This window comes from Chryseobacterium sp. TB1-D10, from assembly GCF_059803555.1.
Genome location: NZ_JAPFHB010000012.1, coordinates 63020 through 80027 on the forward strand (window position 1 = coordinate 63020; position 17008 = coordinate 80027).

12 protein-coding genes are annotated in these 17008 nt (G+C 37.7%); all 12 read left to right on the plus strand.

Annotated elements, in window-relative coordinates:
• Positions 1–387: 387 nt before the first annotated feature.
• The 12 genes from OPU68_RS15800 to OPU68_RS15855 all read left to right on the plus strand — a co-directional run bounded on the left by OPU68_RS15800 (position 388) and on the right by OPU68_RS15855 (position 16954).
• Positions 388–2763, plus strand: a complete 2376-nt coding sequence (locus OPU68_RS15800) for a beta-L-arabinofuranosidase domain-containing protein (protein WP_498474923.1) — start codon at positions 388–390, stop codon at positions 2761–2763.
• A 27-nt stretch (positions 2764–2790) separates the two neighbouring features.
• Entirely contained in the window at positions 2791–4704 is a 1914-nt protein-coding gene (locus OPU68_RS15805; protein ID WP_498474924.1) for a sialate O-acetylesterase, read from the plus strand.
• 33 nt (positions 4705–4737) lie between these two features.
• Entirely contained in the window at positions 4738–6192 is a 1455-nt protein-coding gene (locus OPU68_RS15810; RefSeq protein WP_498474925.1) for an MFS transporter, read from the plus strand.
• A gap of 256 nt (positions 6193–6448) precedes the next feature.
• Positions 6449–7570 (plus strand): endo-1,4-beta-xylanase, encoded by a 1122-nt coding sequence (locus OPU68_RS15815; protein WP_498474926.1) that lies wholly within the window; start codon positions 6449–6451, stop codon positions 7568–7570.
• A gap of 121 nt (positions 7571–7691) precedes the next feature.
• Positions 7692–8660: a glycoside hydrolase family 43 protein gene (locus OPU68_RS15820; protein ID WP_498474927.1), complete on the plus strand. Its 969-nt coding sequence runs from the start codon at positions 7692–7694 to the stop codon at positions 8658–8660.
• A 147-nt stretch (positions 8661–8807) separates the two neighbouring features.
• Positions 8808–10841 (plus strand): alpha-glucuronidase, encoded by a 2034-nt coding sequence (locus OPU68_RS15825; protein ID WP_498474928.1) that lies wholly within the window; start codon positions 8808–8810, stop codon positions 10839–10841.
• A gap of 156 nt (positions 10842–10997) precedes the next feature.
• Positions 10998–11651 (plus strand): fructose-6-phosphate aldolase, encoded by a 654-nt coding sequence (gene fsa / locus OPU68_RS15830; RefSeq protein ID WP_498474929.1) that lies wholly within the window; start codon positions 10998–11000, stop codon positions 11649–11651.
• A gap of 3 nt (positions 11652–11654) precedes the next feature.
• A complete protein-coding gene (locus tag OPU68_RS15835; RefSeq protein ID WP_498474930.1) occupies positions 11655–12503 on the plus strand; it encodes a transketolase in 849 nt (282 codons plus the stop codon).
• Positions 12504–12760: 257 nt separating this feature from the next.
• Positions 12761–13714 carry a transketolase family protein gene (locus tag OPU68_RS15840; RefSeq protein ID WP_498474931.1) on the plus strand — a complete coding sequence of 318 codons (954 nt, stop codon included), beginning with the start codon at positions 12761–12763 and terminating at the stop codon, positions 13712–13714.
• A gap of 135 nt (positions 13715–13849) precedes the next feature.
• Positions 13850–15037, plus strand: a complete 1188-nt coding sequence (galK, locus tag OPU68_RS15845; protein ID WP_498474932.1) for a galactokinase — start codon at positions 13850–13852, stop codon at positions 15035–15037.
• Positions 15006–16070 carry a UDP-glucose--hexose-1-phosphate uridylyltransferase gene (locus tag OPU68_RS15850; protein ID WP_498474933.1) on the plus strand — a complete coding sequence of 355 codons (1065 nt, stop codon included), beginning with the start codon at positions 15006–15008 and terminating at the stop codon, positions 16068–16070. The genes galK and OPU68_RS15850 overlap by 32 nt, the downstream gene beginning before the upstream one ends.
• Positions 16071–16156: 86 nt before the next feature.
• Positions 16157–16954 carry an HAD family hydrolase gene (locus tag OPU68_RS15855; protein ID WP_498474934.1) on the plus strand — a complete coding sequence of 266 codons (798 nt, stop codon included), beginning with the start codon at positions 16157–16159 and terminating at the stop codon, positions 16952–16954.
• Positions 16955–17008 lie beyond the last annotated feature (54 nt).

The following is a 17008-nucleotide window of genomic DNA, read 5'->3' on the forward strand; positions in this document are numbered from 1 at the left end:
GCTTTTTCGGGAAAGAAATCGTTGAATATTTTGCTAATTCTTCTATAAATGATATGAATCTAATGTCAATAGAATGTTAAAATAATGTTAAAATTAAATAATTTGATTAATTTTTTGGATAAAGTCAAAAATTCACCAATTACGATAAGGCAGTGAATCAAAAAACAAAACCCTTTTTCAAACGAATCGTAATTATTTTGGTCACAGCGTTTTGAATATAGAAGCTTGATAACCTACAATTTGGATTATCTTTTTTTTTATGATAAGGTACAGTTTTTAACTGCTTTTTTTGAAACTCTAAATCAGATTTAATTCCAAGCAATTCTAAAATTCTTTTATATCTGAATACTTTCCGCTATTTTAGAAATGTAGAAATAACATTTATTAATGAACAAAAAATCACTGATATTATTTTTAAGCTTTACTTCGCTTGCTTTTGGGCAGGTAAAGAAAAATGTTAGCTACTTTCCGCTCAACAAGGTTCATCTGTCCGAAAGTGTTTTCAGCAAGGCAATGCAGACCGATGAGAAATATATCCTTTCGATGGATGCAGACCGGCTTCTTGCACCTTATCTAAAAGAAGCAGGACTGAAACCTAAAAAAGAAAACTATCCCAATTGGGAAAATACAGGATTGGACGGTCATATCGGCGGTCATTACATTTCGGCTTTGGCATTGATGTACGCTTCAACAGCCGATCCAAAAGTCAAGCAGCGTTTGGATTATATGATTAATGAGCTGGAACGTTGCCAGAATCTTTCAGGAAACGGTTACCTTTCAGGCGTTCCGAACGGTAAAAAAATCTGGAAAGAAATTGCTGATGGAAACATTCGTGCCGCAACTTTCGGTTTGAACGACCGTTGGGTTCCTTTATATAATATTCATAAGATTTATTCTGGTTTACGCGATGCCTATTGGTATGCAGACAGTGAGAAAGCAAAAAAAATGCTGATAAAGCTTACAGACTGGATTGCTGATGAAGTTTCCGGACTTTCCGATGAACAGATTCAGGATATGTTGCGCAGCGAACACGGCGGTCTGAATGAAGTTTTTGCCGACGTTTATGACATTACAAAAAATCCAAAATATCTCAAACTTGCTCATCGTTTTTCTCATCTTGCCATTTTAAACCCATTGCTGAATGGTGAAGACAAACTTACGGGAATTCACGCCAATACACAGATTCCGAAAGTAATTGGCTTTAAACGTATTGCCGATTTAGAAAACAATAAAGACTGGAGTAATGCCGCAGATTTTTTCTGGACCAATGTTAGCCAAAAAAGGTCAGCAATTATCGGAGGAAACAGTGTGAGCGAGCATTTTAATCCCATCAATGATTTCAGCGGAATGATTAAAAGTACCGAAGGTCCCGAAACCTGCAATACGTATAATATGCTGAAGCTCTCCAAAGAATTGTATGCGACAAATCCAAAATCATCTTACGTAGATTATTACGAAAGAGCTTTGTACAATCATATTCTTTCCACCCAAAATCCCGAAAAAGGAGGTTTTGTCTATTTCACGCCGATGCGTCCTGGTCATTACAGAGTTTATTCTCAGCCGGAGACCAGCTTTTGGTGTTGTGTAGGTTCTGGAATGGAAAATCACGCCAAATATGGTGAAATGATTTATGCTTATTCTGATGAAGATTTGTACGTGAATTTGTTTATTCCTTCCATCTTAAAATGGTCTGAAAAGAAAATAGTTCTGAGACAGGAAAACAATTTCCCTGAAAATCCATCGACAAAACTGATTTTTGATGTTGCTTCAAAATCAAATATAAATTTAAAATTAAGAGCACCGGAATGGGCAAATGCTTCTGAAATTACCATTTTAGTAAATGGCAAAAATATCAATGTTACGGTTGATGCCGAAGGTTATTTTACGATAAATAAAAAATGGAAAAAAGGAGATGTTATCGAAATGAAAATGCCGATGCACCTTTCCGCAGAGCAGCTTCCTGACCATTCGGATTATTTTGCCTTCAAATATGGTCCTATCGTTTTGGCTGCCAAATACGGAAAAGAAAATCAGGACGGACTTTTCGCTGATGACAGCAGAGGCGGACATATCGCACACGGATTGCAAATTCCGTTAAATGAAATCCCGACGATTTTGGGAAGTTCAGATTCAGTTTTAAATCATTTGGAAACGGTGAATGATAAGGGTTTGACTTTCAGATTAAAAGGTTTGTATCCTCAGAATAAGTTCAGTAACGGATTGGAGTTGGTTCCGTTTTATAAAATTCAGGAAGAACGTTACATTATTTATTTTCCGCAGGCGAATCAGGATAAAATCGAAATGATTCAGAAACAGAAAGCCAAAGAAGAGGAGAAAATCAGAAAACTAGATAATATCACAACTGATAAAATCCAACTTGGCGAACAGCAACCGGAATCTGACCATTTCATCGACAGCAAAGATTCCAACACTGGATATATGGAAGACCGCCATTTCCGTGAGGCTAAAGGCTGGTTCAGTTATCAGATGAGGAACAAAGATAAGAATGCAAAATATCTTTACCTTGTGTATTTTAATGCCAATAACAACCGAACTTTGAATGTGGAAATCAACGGAATAAAAGCGATTTCTAAAAATTTCGACGGAAAAATGGGCGGTTCTCCACAATCATTATTAATCCCGATTCCTGAATCTGAAAATAGGAAAGAGATTCTTAATGTGAAATTTAATACAAATGAAAAATCCCTTACTCCGAAAATCATCGAGGTAAGGTTGCTGACCCAAATGCCAGATAAAAACTAAAAATAAACTGCAGAATTCAAACTTGCTATGAAAAACAGAATCTTTTTTAAAATATTAATTTTATTCGTAGGCTCATTATGCATTTCGTTCATTGAAGCCAAAATCAAACTTCCAGCACTGGTTTCAGACGGAATGGTTTTGCAGCGTAACCAAAAACTTAATATTTGGGGAAAAGCCGATGCAGGGGAAAAAGTGGAAGTGAAATTCCTCAATAAAAATTATAAAACCACCGCCGACCCAACCGGAAACTGGAAAATCACATTTCCCGAACAGAAAGCAGGAGGTCCTTACACGATGACCATCAATGAAATTACATTGAAGGATATTCTCATCGGTGATGTCTGGCTCGCTTCCGGACAATCGAATATGGAATTGCCGATGCGCAGGCTGACTCCGCTTTATGCTGACGAAATTAAAAATGCAAATAACCAAAACATCAGATTCTTTACTGTTCCTCAGAAATATAATTTTAAATCGCCTCAGAGCGAACTTGATGGAGGAAAATGGGAAGCGACAAATCCACAAACGATTCTTAATTTTTCGGGTGTTGCTTACTTTTTCGCAAAAGAATTAAGCCAGAAAAATAAAGTTGCCGTTGGAATTATCCACGCAAGTTTGGGTGGTTCTCCGATTCAGGCGTGGATGGATGAAAATTCTCTGAAAAAATATCCTGAATATTTGGACGAAGCCAAAAAATGGCAAAATGATGATTTGATAAAATCTACCGAATCCGGCGAACAGGCATTGAGCAAAGCGTGGTACGCAGAACTCGACCAAAGCGATATCGGATTAAACCAACATTGGGAAAATTTTGACATCAATGATTCTGATTGGAAAACAATGAATATTCCCGGTTCTTGGGAAGATAAGGAAGGTTCCTTTGAAGATTCAGTTTGGTTCAGAAAAGAAATTAATTTAACTAAAAATCAGGCAGGAAAAGCCGCTTTTTTAAATTTAGGAAGAATAAAAGATGCTGATGTTACCTACATCAACGGAACAAAAGTCGGAAATGTAACCTATGAATATCCGCCACGTTGGTACGATATTCCGGCAGGAGTTTTAAAAGAAGGCAAAAACGTCATTGCTGTAAGGATTACCAACGGGAGCGGAAAAGGTCAATTTATTGCTGACAAACCTTATTACTTAGAAATCGACGGAAATAAAATCGATTTAAAAACAGAATGGAAATATAAAATCGGTGCTAAAATGGAAAAAATGGCTCCCGGAACTACTTTCATCCGCTGGAAACCGACCGGATTGTACAATGCAATGATTAATCCGCTTATCAATTATAGCATCAAAGGTGCTATTTGGTATCAAGGTGAAAGCAACACCGGAAAACCAAAAGAATACGGCGATTTGCTGACCACAATGATTCTGGATTGGCGAAACAAATGGAACCAGAAAGAGATGCCTTTTTTCACAGTACAATTAGCCAATTTTATGGAACCAAAAACACAACCTGTGGAAAGCAATTGGGCAGAATTAAGAGACCAACAGCGTCAGGTTTCGCTGAAAGTTCCGAACACCGGATTGGCTGTAATTATCGACATAGGAGAGTGGAACGATATTCATCCTTTAAACAAGAAAACAGTTGGAGACCGATTGGCTTTACAGGCACTGAAGATTGCCTACAAAAAGAATATCATCGCAGACGGACCGGTTTATCAGTCGATGAAAGTAGAAGGAAATAAAATTATTCTTTCCTTTAAAAATGGCACCGATGATTTCGCACCCGTTTCAGAACTGAAAGGTTTCGCCATCAAAGGAAAAGACGGAAAATACGAATGGGCAAAAGCAAAAATCGAAGGCAATAAAATCATTGTCTGGAACGACACCGTTTCAAATCCCATTTCAGTAAGATACGACTGGGCAGACAATCCAGACGGAAATCTGAAAAACAAAACCGGTCTTCCCGCATCACCTTTTACCACAGAATAATCAACAATCATTTATCAATCATAAATTATTAAAATGAACAACTCATCTCAAAAAATATCTGTCGTTGAAAAAATCGGCTACAGTTTAGGAGATTTAGCCGCCAATCTGGTTTTCCAGACTTTAGTGACGTATTTAGCTTATTTTTACACAGATATTTACGGATTAAAACCGGAAGATGCCTCTATCATTACGCTCACCGTCGGTTTATTGCCTGGTTTCGTCTTTAATCCGTTGATTGGAGCTTTGGCAGACAGAACCCGCACAAAATGGGGAAAATTCCGTCCGTGGATTTTATTAACGGCAATTCCATTGGGTGCAGCGGCACTTTTTGCGTTCAGCACACCCGATTTTTCTTATAAAGGAAAAATGATTTATGCAGCAATTACTTACTCTGTTTTACTATTACTTTATGCAGCCAATAATTTACCTTATGCAGCTTTAAGTGGCGTTATCACAGGTGATATGAGTGAAAGAAACAGTATTTCGTCTTACCGTTTTGTTGCCGTTATGTTTGCACAATTCTTCGTTCAGGTATTTATGTTGCCTATTATTTTGTCAGCTGGACACGGTGACAAAGCAGCCGGAATCGAGGTGGTGATGACCTGGCTTGCAATTATCGGAACGGTAATGTTGTTAATTACTTTTCTCACAACCAAAGAAAGAGTCATTCCAAAACCGGAACAGGAATCTACTCTAAGCGCTGATTTAAAGGATTTAAAGAAAAACAAGCCGTGGATTATTATGTTAACCGTTACCGCATTGATTTTCATTACATTGGCAATGAAAGGCGGTTCGTACGTTTATTATTTCAACAATTATGTCGATGAAGTTTCCCTTCAGCAATTTATATCGCCGATTACCAATTTCTTCAATTCCATCGGGATGAATTTCTTCGGAGAAGACCCTCGTTCTGCAGGTTTCGGATTGTTTAACGCTGGTGGAATCATTATGATGATTGTTGGAATCACTTTCTCCAAAAAGTTTGCTGATAAATATGGTAAAAGAGATGCATTCATCGCTTCATTGTTTATTTCAACACTATTCGTTTTAGCATTTATATTTTACCCTCCAAAATCAGTTGGATTGATGTTTTTATCCCAGATTTTACACGGTTTCTTCTACGGAATCGGGACGCCATTACTTTGGGCGATGATTGCCGACGTTGCAGATTATTCGGAATGGACAAATAACAGACGAGCGACAGCAATTATTTTTTCAGCAATGATGGTGGGCTTAAAGGTTGGCTTGAGCATCGGAAGTTCGCTGGTTGCTTACATCATCGGTCAGTACGGCTACATTTCTTCCGAGGGAGCAGTCAACGTGATACAGCCTGAAACCGTTTCCGCAGGAGCCAAAATGTTGGTCAGCATATTTCCTTCCATTCCGTTCTTCTTAGCTTGTGGATTGCTTATGTTCTACGAAATTAATAAGAAAAAGGAAATCGAAATCGAGCACGACCTTAAAGAAAGAAGAAAAGCGAAAGATTAAAGATATAGTAAAATTTGGGCAGCTATTTCCGTCTTCCACTCCCGCTTTTTTGTTCCGCTTCGCTCCAGAAAAAGAGCTCCGTTCAAGCCGGGCTGCGAGTGATTCGACGAAAAAAAAAACCTTGACAAGGCTTAAGAAAGGAATTTTATTTGAACTTTTGTATTTCTTCGCTGAGTTTACGCCTTTGCGAACTTAAAAAAGTTTAGTAGTCAAAAAATCTTTGCGCGCTTTGCGTTTAAATTTTAAAAAAATAATTATGAAAAAAATAGTAGCATTATTAGGAATTTTAACCTTGACCGTCTCCTGCAAGACAGCCAACTCGGCAACTTCCAACGATTCCCTTAAAAACGCATTCAAAAATAAATTCTACATCGGAACAGCGATGAGTCTTCCGCAGATTGATGAGAAAGAAGCAAAGTCTGTAGAAATTATTAAAAATCAATTCAGTTCAATCGTTGCAGAAAACTGTATGAAATCGATGTTTCTTCAACCCGAAGAAGGCAAATTCTTTTTCGATGATGCCGATAAATTTGTAGCGTTTGGAGAGAAAAATAAAATGTTCATCATCGGTCATACGTTGATTTGGCATTCGCAATTACCGAAATGGTTTTTCGTAGACAAAAATGGCAAAGACGTTTCTCCGGAAGTTTTAAAACAAAGAATGAAAAATCACATTGCCACCGTTGTCACCAGATACAAAGGCCGAGTAAAAGGTTGGGATGTGGTTAATGAAGCTATTATGGAAGATGGAACTTACCGTAAAAGTAAATTTTATGAGATCCTTGGCGAAGAATTTATTCCGTTGGCTTTCCAGTACGCTCAGGAAGCAGACCCGAATGCAGAACTCTATTACAATGATTACAACGAATGGTTTCCAGAAAAAGTTAAAACCGTAAATAAAATGGTTCAAACTTTAAAATCCAGAAAAATCCGCATCGATGGAGTAGGAATGCAGACGCACGTTGGTCTCGACACACCAACTCTTGCTGAATACGAAAAAGCAATTCTTGACTATACAGCAAACGGTGTAAAAGTAAATGTTACTGAAATGGAAATCAGCGCACTTCCGTCACCGTGGGGAACTTCTGCTAATGTTTCCGATAAGGTAGAATATGAAGCAAAAATGAATCCTTACACAGCCGGACTTCCCGAAAATGTAAAAGCCGAGTGGGAAAACCGTTATCTGGATTTTTTCAGATTATTTCTGAAACATCAGGACAAAATCAGAAGAGTAACCTTGTGGGGAACTACCGATGCACAATCCTGGAAAAATGATTTCCCGGTAAAAGGCAGAACCGATTACCCGTTACTTTTTGACCGGAATAATCAGGCAAAACCTGTGGTAGAAAAAATCATTCAGTTAACAAAAGAAAAATAAAATTTTCATCTCGCAGATTTAGCAAATTAAGCAGATTATTTATTTTAGTAATCTTGAAAATCTGTGAGAAAATAAAATCTATCATCTATCAGTCTATTATCTAAATTTCTATATTAAAACAATGAACAAAGCAAAATACCTCTTCCCAAGCGATTATATGGCAGACCCTTCCGTACACGTTTTTGAAGGCAAAATCTACATCTATCCGTCTCACGACCGTGAAAGCGGAATCGAAGAAAATGACAACGGCGACCATTTTGATATGAATGATTATCACGTTTTTTCTCTTGATGATTTAGAAAATGGCGAAATTACAGATCACGGCGTTGTCCTTTCTGTCGAAGATATTCCTTGGTCTGGAAGACAATTGTGGGATTGTGACGTGGCTTTCAAAAATGGAAAATATTATATGTATTTTCCTTTAAAAGATAAAAATGACATTTTCAGAATTGGCGTTGCAGTGAGCGACAAACCGTACGGACCGTTTGTGCCGGAGAATCATCCGATGATGGGAAGCTACAGTATTGATCCTTGTATTTTCGAAGAAGACGGAAAATATTATATGTATTTCGGAGGTATCTGGGGCGGACAATTACAACGTTACCGAAACAACAAAGCCTTAGAATCTACAGTAATTCCAAATGACGATGAACCGGCAATTCCCTCAAAAGTTGCGTTGTTAAGCGATGATATGCTGGAATTCGGAGAAGAACCGAAAGACGTTTTAATTCTTGATGAAAACGGAAATCCTTTGCTTCACGGCGACAAACACCGATTTTTTGAAGCCTCGTGGATGCATAAATACAACGGTAAATATTATTTCTCATATTCTACCGGCGACACGCATTTGATTTGTTATGCAACCGGCGACAATCCGTATGGACCATTTACTTTTCAGGGAGAAATTCTGACACCTGTTGTAGGCTGGACAACACATCACAGCATTGTTGAATTTAAAGGAAAATGGTATCTGTTCTTCCACGACTCTGTTCCGAGTGAAGGAAAAACCTGGCTTAGAAGTATGAAAGTAATAGAATTAGAATATGATGAAGATGGTAAAATTAAAACCATTCAGGGCTTACAAGAATAATCTATAAAAAGTCCCGAAGGGACGATTTAACGAAGGATAGGATGAAATCCTATTATCAATAGAAACGGGCTTTAGCCCGTTTAAAGATGAAGAGATACAATTTGGCTTTAGCCAAAACTTATTTAAATAAAATTAAAAGAAAATCTAATGCGCTATTTCCGACTGTACATCCTATTATTTCTAATGATTCCATTAATGATTTTCGCAGAAGACGGAAGTCAGCTTTGGCTTCGTTTCCCTGCAAAGAATGGAGTTTCGGCAGATAAAATTATTTCCAAAGGAAACAATCCGACTTTGAATATTGCCAAAAAAGAACTGATGAATCATTGGGAAGGTCAGGAAACTGAACTTCGTACGGATAAGTCATTGAAAAATCTAAAAGACGGTTATACCATAAAATCAGTTCAGAATAAACTGGTTATTTCTGCCGAAAAAGAAATCGGATTGTTGTACGGGGTTTACCATATTTTGCGTTTACAACAAACTCATTCATCAATAACAAATCTCGATATTACCGAAAAACCATCGTATGATGTCAGAATTCTCAACCATTGGGATAATCTTGACGGAACTATTGAACGTGGTTATGCCGGACATTCGCTTTGGAAATGGGAAGATTTACCGAATACCATTTCGCCGAGATACGAAGAATATGCAAGAGCAAATGCATCCGTTGGAATTAATGCAACTGTTCTCAACAATGTGAATGCTTCACCGAATATGCTCCGCAAAGACTATCTTGAAAAAGTAAAAGTTCTCGCAGACATTTTCAGACCTTATGGAATCAAAGTTTATTTGTCAGTCAATTTCTCATCGCCTAAAGTTTTGGGCGGATTGGAAAACTCTGACCCGTTGAATAAAGATGTTCAGAAGTGGTGGAAAGACAAAGCTTCCGAAATTTATAAATTAATTCCTGATTTCGGAGGATTTTTGGTAAAAGCCAATTCGGAAGGACAGCCGGGACCGCAGGATTACGGAAGAACCCACGTAGAAGGTGCCAATATGATGGCAGATGTTCTGAAACCTCACGGCGGAATCGTGATGTGGAGAGCGTTTGTCTACAGTCCGAGCAAAGAAGACCGTGCAAAGCAGGCTTATCTGGAATTTGTTCCTCTTGATGGAAAATTCAGGGATAACGTGATTGTTCAGATTAAAAATGGGCCAGTTGATTTTCAGCCTCGCGAAGCGTTTAATCCGCTTTTCGGAGCATTGAAAAAAACACCGGAAATGGTTGAATTTCAAATTACTCAGGAGTATTTGGGGTTCTCAAATCATTTGGTTTTTCTCGCACCTTTGTTTAAAGAGACTTTAGACAGCGATACGTATTCTGACGGAAAAGGTTCTACGATTGCCAAAATTACGGACGGAACTTTAAGACCAGCAAAATTGACCGCAATTTCTGCTGTTGCAAATATTGGTGAGGATAAAAACTGGACAGGGCATCATTTTGCACAAGCCAATTGGTATGCTTTCGGACGTTTGGCTTGGAACCACGATTTGACTTCAGAACAGATTGCTGATGAATGGATTAAAATGACGTTTAACGATGATGAAAAATTTCTCAATCCAGTAAAAGAAATGATGCTCACTTCAAGAGAAACTGCCGTAGATTATATGATGCCGCTTGGTCTTCATCATATTTTCGCAGGTGGACATCATTATGGTCCGGAACCTTGGGGCGATTACAAAGGCGGAAGACCTGATTGGTCGCCGGTTTATTATCATAAGGCTGATGAAAAAGGACTTGGTTTTGACAGAACCAAAACGGGAAGCAATGCTGTTTCACAATATTTTCCTCCACTCAACGACATCTACGGAAATATCAAAACGACTCCCGAAAACCTCATTCTTTGGTTTCATCACGTTCCTTGGGATTATAAAATGAAAGACGGGAAGACGTTGTGGGAAGAACTCTCTTACAAATATGACACAGGCGTAAAAAATGTCCGTGACTATCAAAAAGTTTGGGATAAAATGCAGCCTTATATTGATGGGGAGAGGTTTTCAGATGTTCAGGATAAGCTGAAAATACAGGCAAAAGATGCAGTTTGGTGGAAAGATGCTTGCCTGCTGTATTTCCAGACGTTTTCAAAAATGCCAATTCCTTATGATATTGAAAGACCGGTTCACGAGCTTGAAGATTTGAAGAAAATTAAACTCAATATGGGACATCATAATTAAGATTTTTCCAACTTAGAAATCACTTTATATATTGTTTCTACTTTTTCTCTAAAATAAAGATTGTAAATTAATTACATCTAAAATTTCAGAGAAAAATTGTACGGACAAACACATAAGTGTAATTTTGACACTTAAATAAATTTAACCAAATACTTTATGAAATTTTTTATTGATACTGCCAACTTAGAGCAGATAAAAGAAGCTAACGACCTCGGAATTCTGGATGGCGTTACAACCAATCCATCTTTGATGGCAAAAGAAGGAATCAGCGGAACAGAAGCTATTTTGCAACATTACAAAGACATTTGCGAAATTGTAGACGGCGATATTTCTGCGGAAGTCCTTTCTACAACCTACGAAGAAATGATTGCAGAAGGCGAAATTCTTGCCGCGATTCATCCAAATATCGTTGTTAAAATTCCAATGATAAAAGATGGTGTGAAAGCACTCAAATATTTTTCCAACAAAGGCATTAAAACCAATTGCACCTTGATTTTCTCTGCCGGACAAGCTCTTTTAGCCGCAAAAGCAGGTGCAAGCTACGTCTCTCCGTTTTTAGGAAGATTGGATGATATTTCAACAGACAGTTTGAATCTTATTGAAGAAATCCGTCTTATTTTCGATAATTATGGCTACGAAACAGAGATTTTAGCGGCTTCTGTAAGACATAGTATGCACATCATCAATTGTGCAAAAATCGGTGCCGATGTCGTGACTTGTCCGATTCAGCCGATTCTTTCCTTGCTAAAACATCCTTTGACAGATTCAGGATTGGAGCAGTTTATCAAAGATTCACAAAAAATGCAATAATTTATGCAACACGATATTTCAAAGCTTAATCGTATCGCTTCGCAGGTAAGAAGGGATATTGTAAGAATGGTTCACGCCTGTCAGTCAGGTCATCCTGGCGGTTCGCTCGGATGTACGGATTTTTTGGTCGCTCTTTATTTTGATGCGATGAAAAGAAAAGAAGGATTTGATATGAAGGGTAAAGGTGAAGACGTATTTTATCTTTCCAATGGTCATATTTCTCCTGTTTTTTATAGCGTTTTGGCGCACGCAGGTTATTTTGATAAGTCAGAACTGGCAACTTTCAGAAAGCTCAATTCAAGATTGCAAGGTCATCCCACGACACACGAGCATCTTCCGGGAGTTCGTATTGCTTCGGGTTCTCTTGGACAAGGTTTGTCGGTCGCAATCGGTCACGCAGTTGGAAAAAAACTGAATAAAGACGAAAATCTTGTGTTCACTCTTCACGGCGATGGCGAATTGCAGGAAGGGCAGAATTGGGAAGCCATAATGTATGCCTCTCACAACAAGGTTGATAATTTGATTGCAACCATCGATTATAACGGTCAGCAGATTGACGGTCCGACTTCAAAAGTCCTTTCTTTAGGAAATCTTAAAACCAAATTCGAAGCTTTCGACTGGAAAGTTCTGGAAGTAGAAAAAGGAAACAATATGGAAGAAATTCTCAACGTTCTGGACGAAGCAAAATCATTAACAGGAAAAGGTCAGCCAATTTGTATTCTCCTGAAAACCGGAATGGGTCACGGCGTCGATTATATGATGGGAAGTCACGCTTGGCACGGAAAAGCACCTAACGATGAACAACTGGCAAAAGCATTAGACCAACTCGAAGAAACTTTAGGAGATTATTAGAGATTAAATTATTTGACTACGTCGAACCACTACGTTAGGTTTGGGCAGCTTTATCCGCCTTCCGTTCCCGCTTTTTTCTGTCATTGCGAACAAAGTGAAGCAATCTGTAGAACTTTTAGACCATCGCAATAACAGAAAAAGAGCTCCACTCAAGTCGGGCTGCGAGCGATTCACCGCAATCCAAAAGTCCCAAAGGGACGACTTAACAAAGGATAGGATAGAATCCTATTAAAATCATTTCAACAACAAATCGTAAAATGAAAAAATATACATACACAGAAAAAAAAGACACCAGAAGTGGTTTCGGAGCCGGTCTTGCAGAACTGGCAGATAAAAACCCTGATGTCGTAGCTCTTTGCGCCGACCTAATCGGTTCTTTGAAAATGGAAAAATTCATCGAAAAAGCACCAGAACGTTTTTTCCAGATTGGAATTGCCGAAGCCAATATGATTGGGATCGCAGCAGGATTAGCCATCGAAGGAAAAATTCCGTTTACAGGAACTTTTGCCAATTTTTCTACAGGAAGAGTGTACGACCAGATTCGTCAGTCGATAGCTTATTCTGATAAAAATGTAAAAATCTGTGCTTCTCACGCTGGCTTAACTTTAGGCGAAGATGGCGCAACCCACCAGATTCTGGAAGATATCGGCTTGATGAAAATGCTTCCCGGAATGACAGTTATCAACACTTGCGATTACAATCAGACCAAAGCAGCAACTATTGCCATTGCAGATTACGAAGGTCCTGTTTATCTTCGTTTCGGAAGACCTGTGATTCCTATTTTCACCGATCAAAATCAAACTTTTGAAATCGGAAAAGCCTGGATGGTCAACGAAGGAAAAGATGTAACGATTATTGCAACCGGACATTTGGTTTGGGAAGCAATAAAAGCTGGAGAAATCTTAGAAGAACAGGGAATTGATGCCGAAATTATCAACATTCACACCATCAAACCTTTGGATGCTGAAGCAATTTTAAAATCAGTAAAGAAAACAGGTTGCGTTGTAACTGCCGAAGAACACAACAGATTAGGCGGTTTGGGCGACAGCGTTGCTCAGCTTTTGATTACAGAAAATCTTGCGCCTCAGGAATATGTTGCCGTAAACGACAGCTTTGGGGAAAGCGGAACTCCCGACCAACTTATGGAAAAATACGGATTGACTGCAAATGACATTGTTGAAGCCGCAAAAAAGGTGATGAAAAGAAAGTAATTAGTTTTTAAATAATTAATTATTAAACATTACTATAATATCAATAGAAACGGGCTTTAGCCCGTTTTTAATATGAATAATTAAATTGGCTTTAGACAAAATATATTATAAAAAAGCCATAAATTGCAGTCATCTATGCAGGAGAAATTAATCAAACATACCAAAGAGGCGTTTCAATCAGCCTTTCAATCTGAGCCCGAAAGTTTTTTTCTGGCTCCGGGAAGAATTAATATTATCGGCGAACACGTTGATTACAGCGATGGTTTTGTACTTCCTGCCGCTATCGACAAACATATTTGTTTTGCCGTAAAAAAGGTGGATGACTCAGAAAATTGCACTTTTTTTGCGAAAGATTTTAATGAATCTTTTAGTTTTAATATTCATCAAAAGCAAACTCCGGTTGTGCAAACTTGGGCGAATTATTTGCTAGGTGTTTTTAATGCTATTCAGGAAAGTGGAAAAAAGATTGGCGGTTTGCAAATTACCTTCAGCAGTACGATTCCGATGGGTTCAGGTTTGTCTTCTTCAGCAGCTTTGGAATGTGGGTTTGCCTATATTCTCAATCAAATTTTTGATTTAAATTTATCTAAAAAAGATTTGGCGCTGATTGGTCAGAAATCCGAACATACCTTTGTTGGTGTAAAGTGTGGAATTATGGACCAATTTGCATCCGTTTTCGGTAAAGAACACCAAGTAATTATGCTCGACTGCAATTCTCTGGAACATCAGTATTTTGAAGCTAATATCGAGGGTTACAGTCTGGTGCTTTTCGACAGTTGTGTAAAACATACGCATCTTACTTCCGGCTACAACGACCGAAGAAAAGATGTTGATAATGGTAAAAAAGTACTGTGGGAAAAGTTTCCAGAAATAGAAAAATTCAGAGATTTTAGCTTTTCAATGCTGGATGAAGTGAGAGCAGAAATAGGAGAGACGTCGTACAAAAGATGTCTGTATCTTCTGAAAGAAATAAAAAGGGTTGAAAAAGCCGCCAAAGCTTTGTCAGAAGGCGACGTGAAATATTTAGGAGAACTTCTTATCGAAACGCATTCTGGACTTTCTACTGAATTTGAAGTGAGTTGCGAAGAACTCGATTTTATGGTGGAAGAAACTTTAAAAGAAAACGGTGTTTTGGGTGCAAGAATAATGGGCGGCGGCTTTGGCGGATGCAGCATCAATCTTATAAAAGATGAGAATGTAGATGATGTTATCGAAAATATCACCGCAAAATACAAAGCAGATTTTGACATCGAAATGAAAGTGTACCGTGTAAAAATATCAGATGGGATTAATGAATACAAAAGAAATGAATTCGTCATTTAATCAAAAGCAACACCCTCACAGAAGATATAATCCGCTTTTGGATGAGTGGATTTTGGTTTCCCCACAACGAGCCAACCGACCTTGGCAGGGACAAACCGAAAAAGTAGATGAAGAAAAACTTCCAGCTCACGACCCGAATTGTTACTTGTGTTCAGGAAATGTACGAGTAAATGGTGATAAAAATCCTGATTATAAAGGTGTTTTTGTTTTTGACAATGACTTTGGTTCTTTGATGAAAGACGATGTTCATTTTTCTGAAGAACCGTCTGATTTTTTTTCATTAAAGCCGGAACGAGGCATCAACAGAGTCATTTGTTTTTCGGAAAATCATAGTCTCACTTTACCGGAAATGGAAGTTGATGACGTCAAAAAAGTGGTAGATGTCTGGCAACAGCAGTATGAAAATTTGGGAGACGAAGATTACATCAATCACGTTCAGATTTTTGAGAACAAAGGAAGCGTAATGGGATGCAGCAATCCGCATCCTCACGGACAAATCTGGGCACAGTCGTCGATTCCATCAACGGTTTTGAGAACACAGGAAAATCTGAAAAAATATTTCGAGAAAAACGGAAGTTCGCTTCTGGAAGATTATGTCAAAAAAGAATTAGAAGCTGGAGAAAGAATCATTCTTGAAAATGAGGATTTTGTCACATTAGTTCCGTTTTGGGCAATCTGGCCTTACGAAACAATGATTATCAGCAAGAGAAAAGCGGAAAACATCCTGCAGTTTTCTGATTCCGAAAAGCTTTCTTTAGCTTCAATAATAAAAGATTTAACAACAAAATACGACAATCTTTTTGAAATTTCTTTTCCGTATTCAGCGGGAATTCATCAATCTCCAACAGATGGGAAAGAACATCCTGAATGGCATTTTCATATGCATTTTTATCCTCCTTTGCTACGAAATGCCGAAGTGAAAAAATTTATGGTCGGCTATGAAATGCTGGCAGAGCCGCAACGTGATATTACACCGGAGCAGAGTGCAGAGATTTTGAGAAACTTATCAATAATTCATTATAAGAATGGATAATTAAAAGTGATTATCTTCGCATCTGTAATTTTTTAATTCAATTAAAATCAAATTTTCTTTAGGATTATTTGTGTAAGAATAACTTTATGAAAGACATAAAATTGATTGTCACAGATATGGATGGCACTTTTCTTAATTCTAATTATGAAGTCAGTCCGGATTTTCCTACAATCTATCAAGAACTTAAAAAAAGAAATATACTTTTTGTTCCTGCCAGCGGCAGACAGATGCCCGGGATTACTCAATATTTTAAAGATATTGAAAATGAAATTGGTTTTATCGCTGAAAACGGCGGTTATGTAATTTATAAAAATAAAGAGCTTTTTGCGGATAAATTAGAAAACTCATTCGTAAGGGAAATCATTGAAACAATTCGTGAGATTCCTGGTGCAAGAGCAGTATTGTCAGCCAAGAAAAAGGCTTATTATGAAAGTGATGATGAAAAATTCGTCAATTATTTTACGAGATATTATACTGAAAATCAAAAGGTAAAAGATTTGACTGATGAAGTAGATGATGATTCATTCAAAATTGCAGTGTATCATCCCGAAGGTTCTGAAAAACATCTATATCCGTTTTTGGAAAAGTTTCAAAAGTACAATCTAGAAGTTGTAGTTTCCGGCAAGTACTGGCTGGATATAATGAATAAAGATATCAATAAGGGAAATGCTGTTGGAATTTTGCAAAATCTGCTTGATATTTCTCCTTCCCAAACTATGTCGTTTGGCGATTATATGAATGATATCACAATGCTGAAAAAATCAAAATATTCTTATGCTATGGAAAATGCCCATTCTTCTGTGAAAGAAGCGGCTTCGTTTTCTGCTCTTTCTAATGATGATTTTGGGGTGTTGGAGATTATTAGCGAATATTTGAACTCATAAATCTATCGTATTTTTTTGTAAAATGATACAGCTTATTAGAGTTCAATAAATATT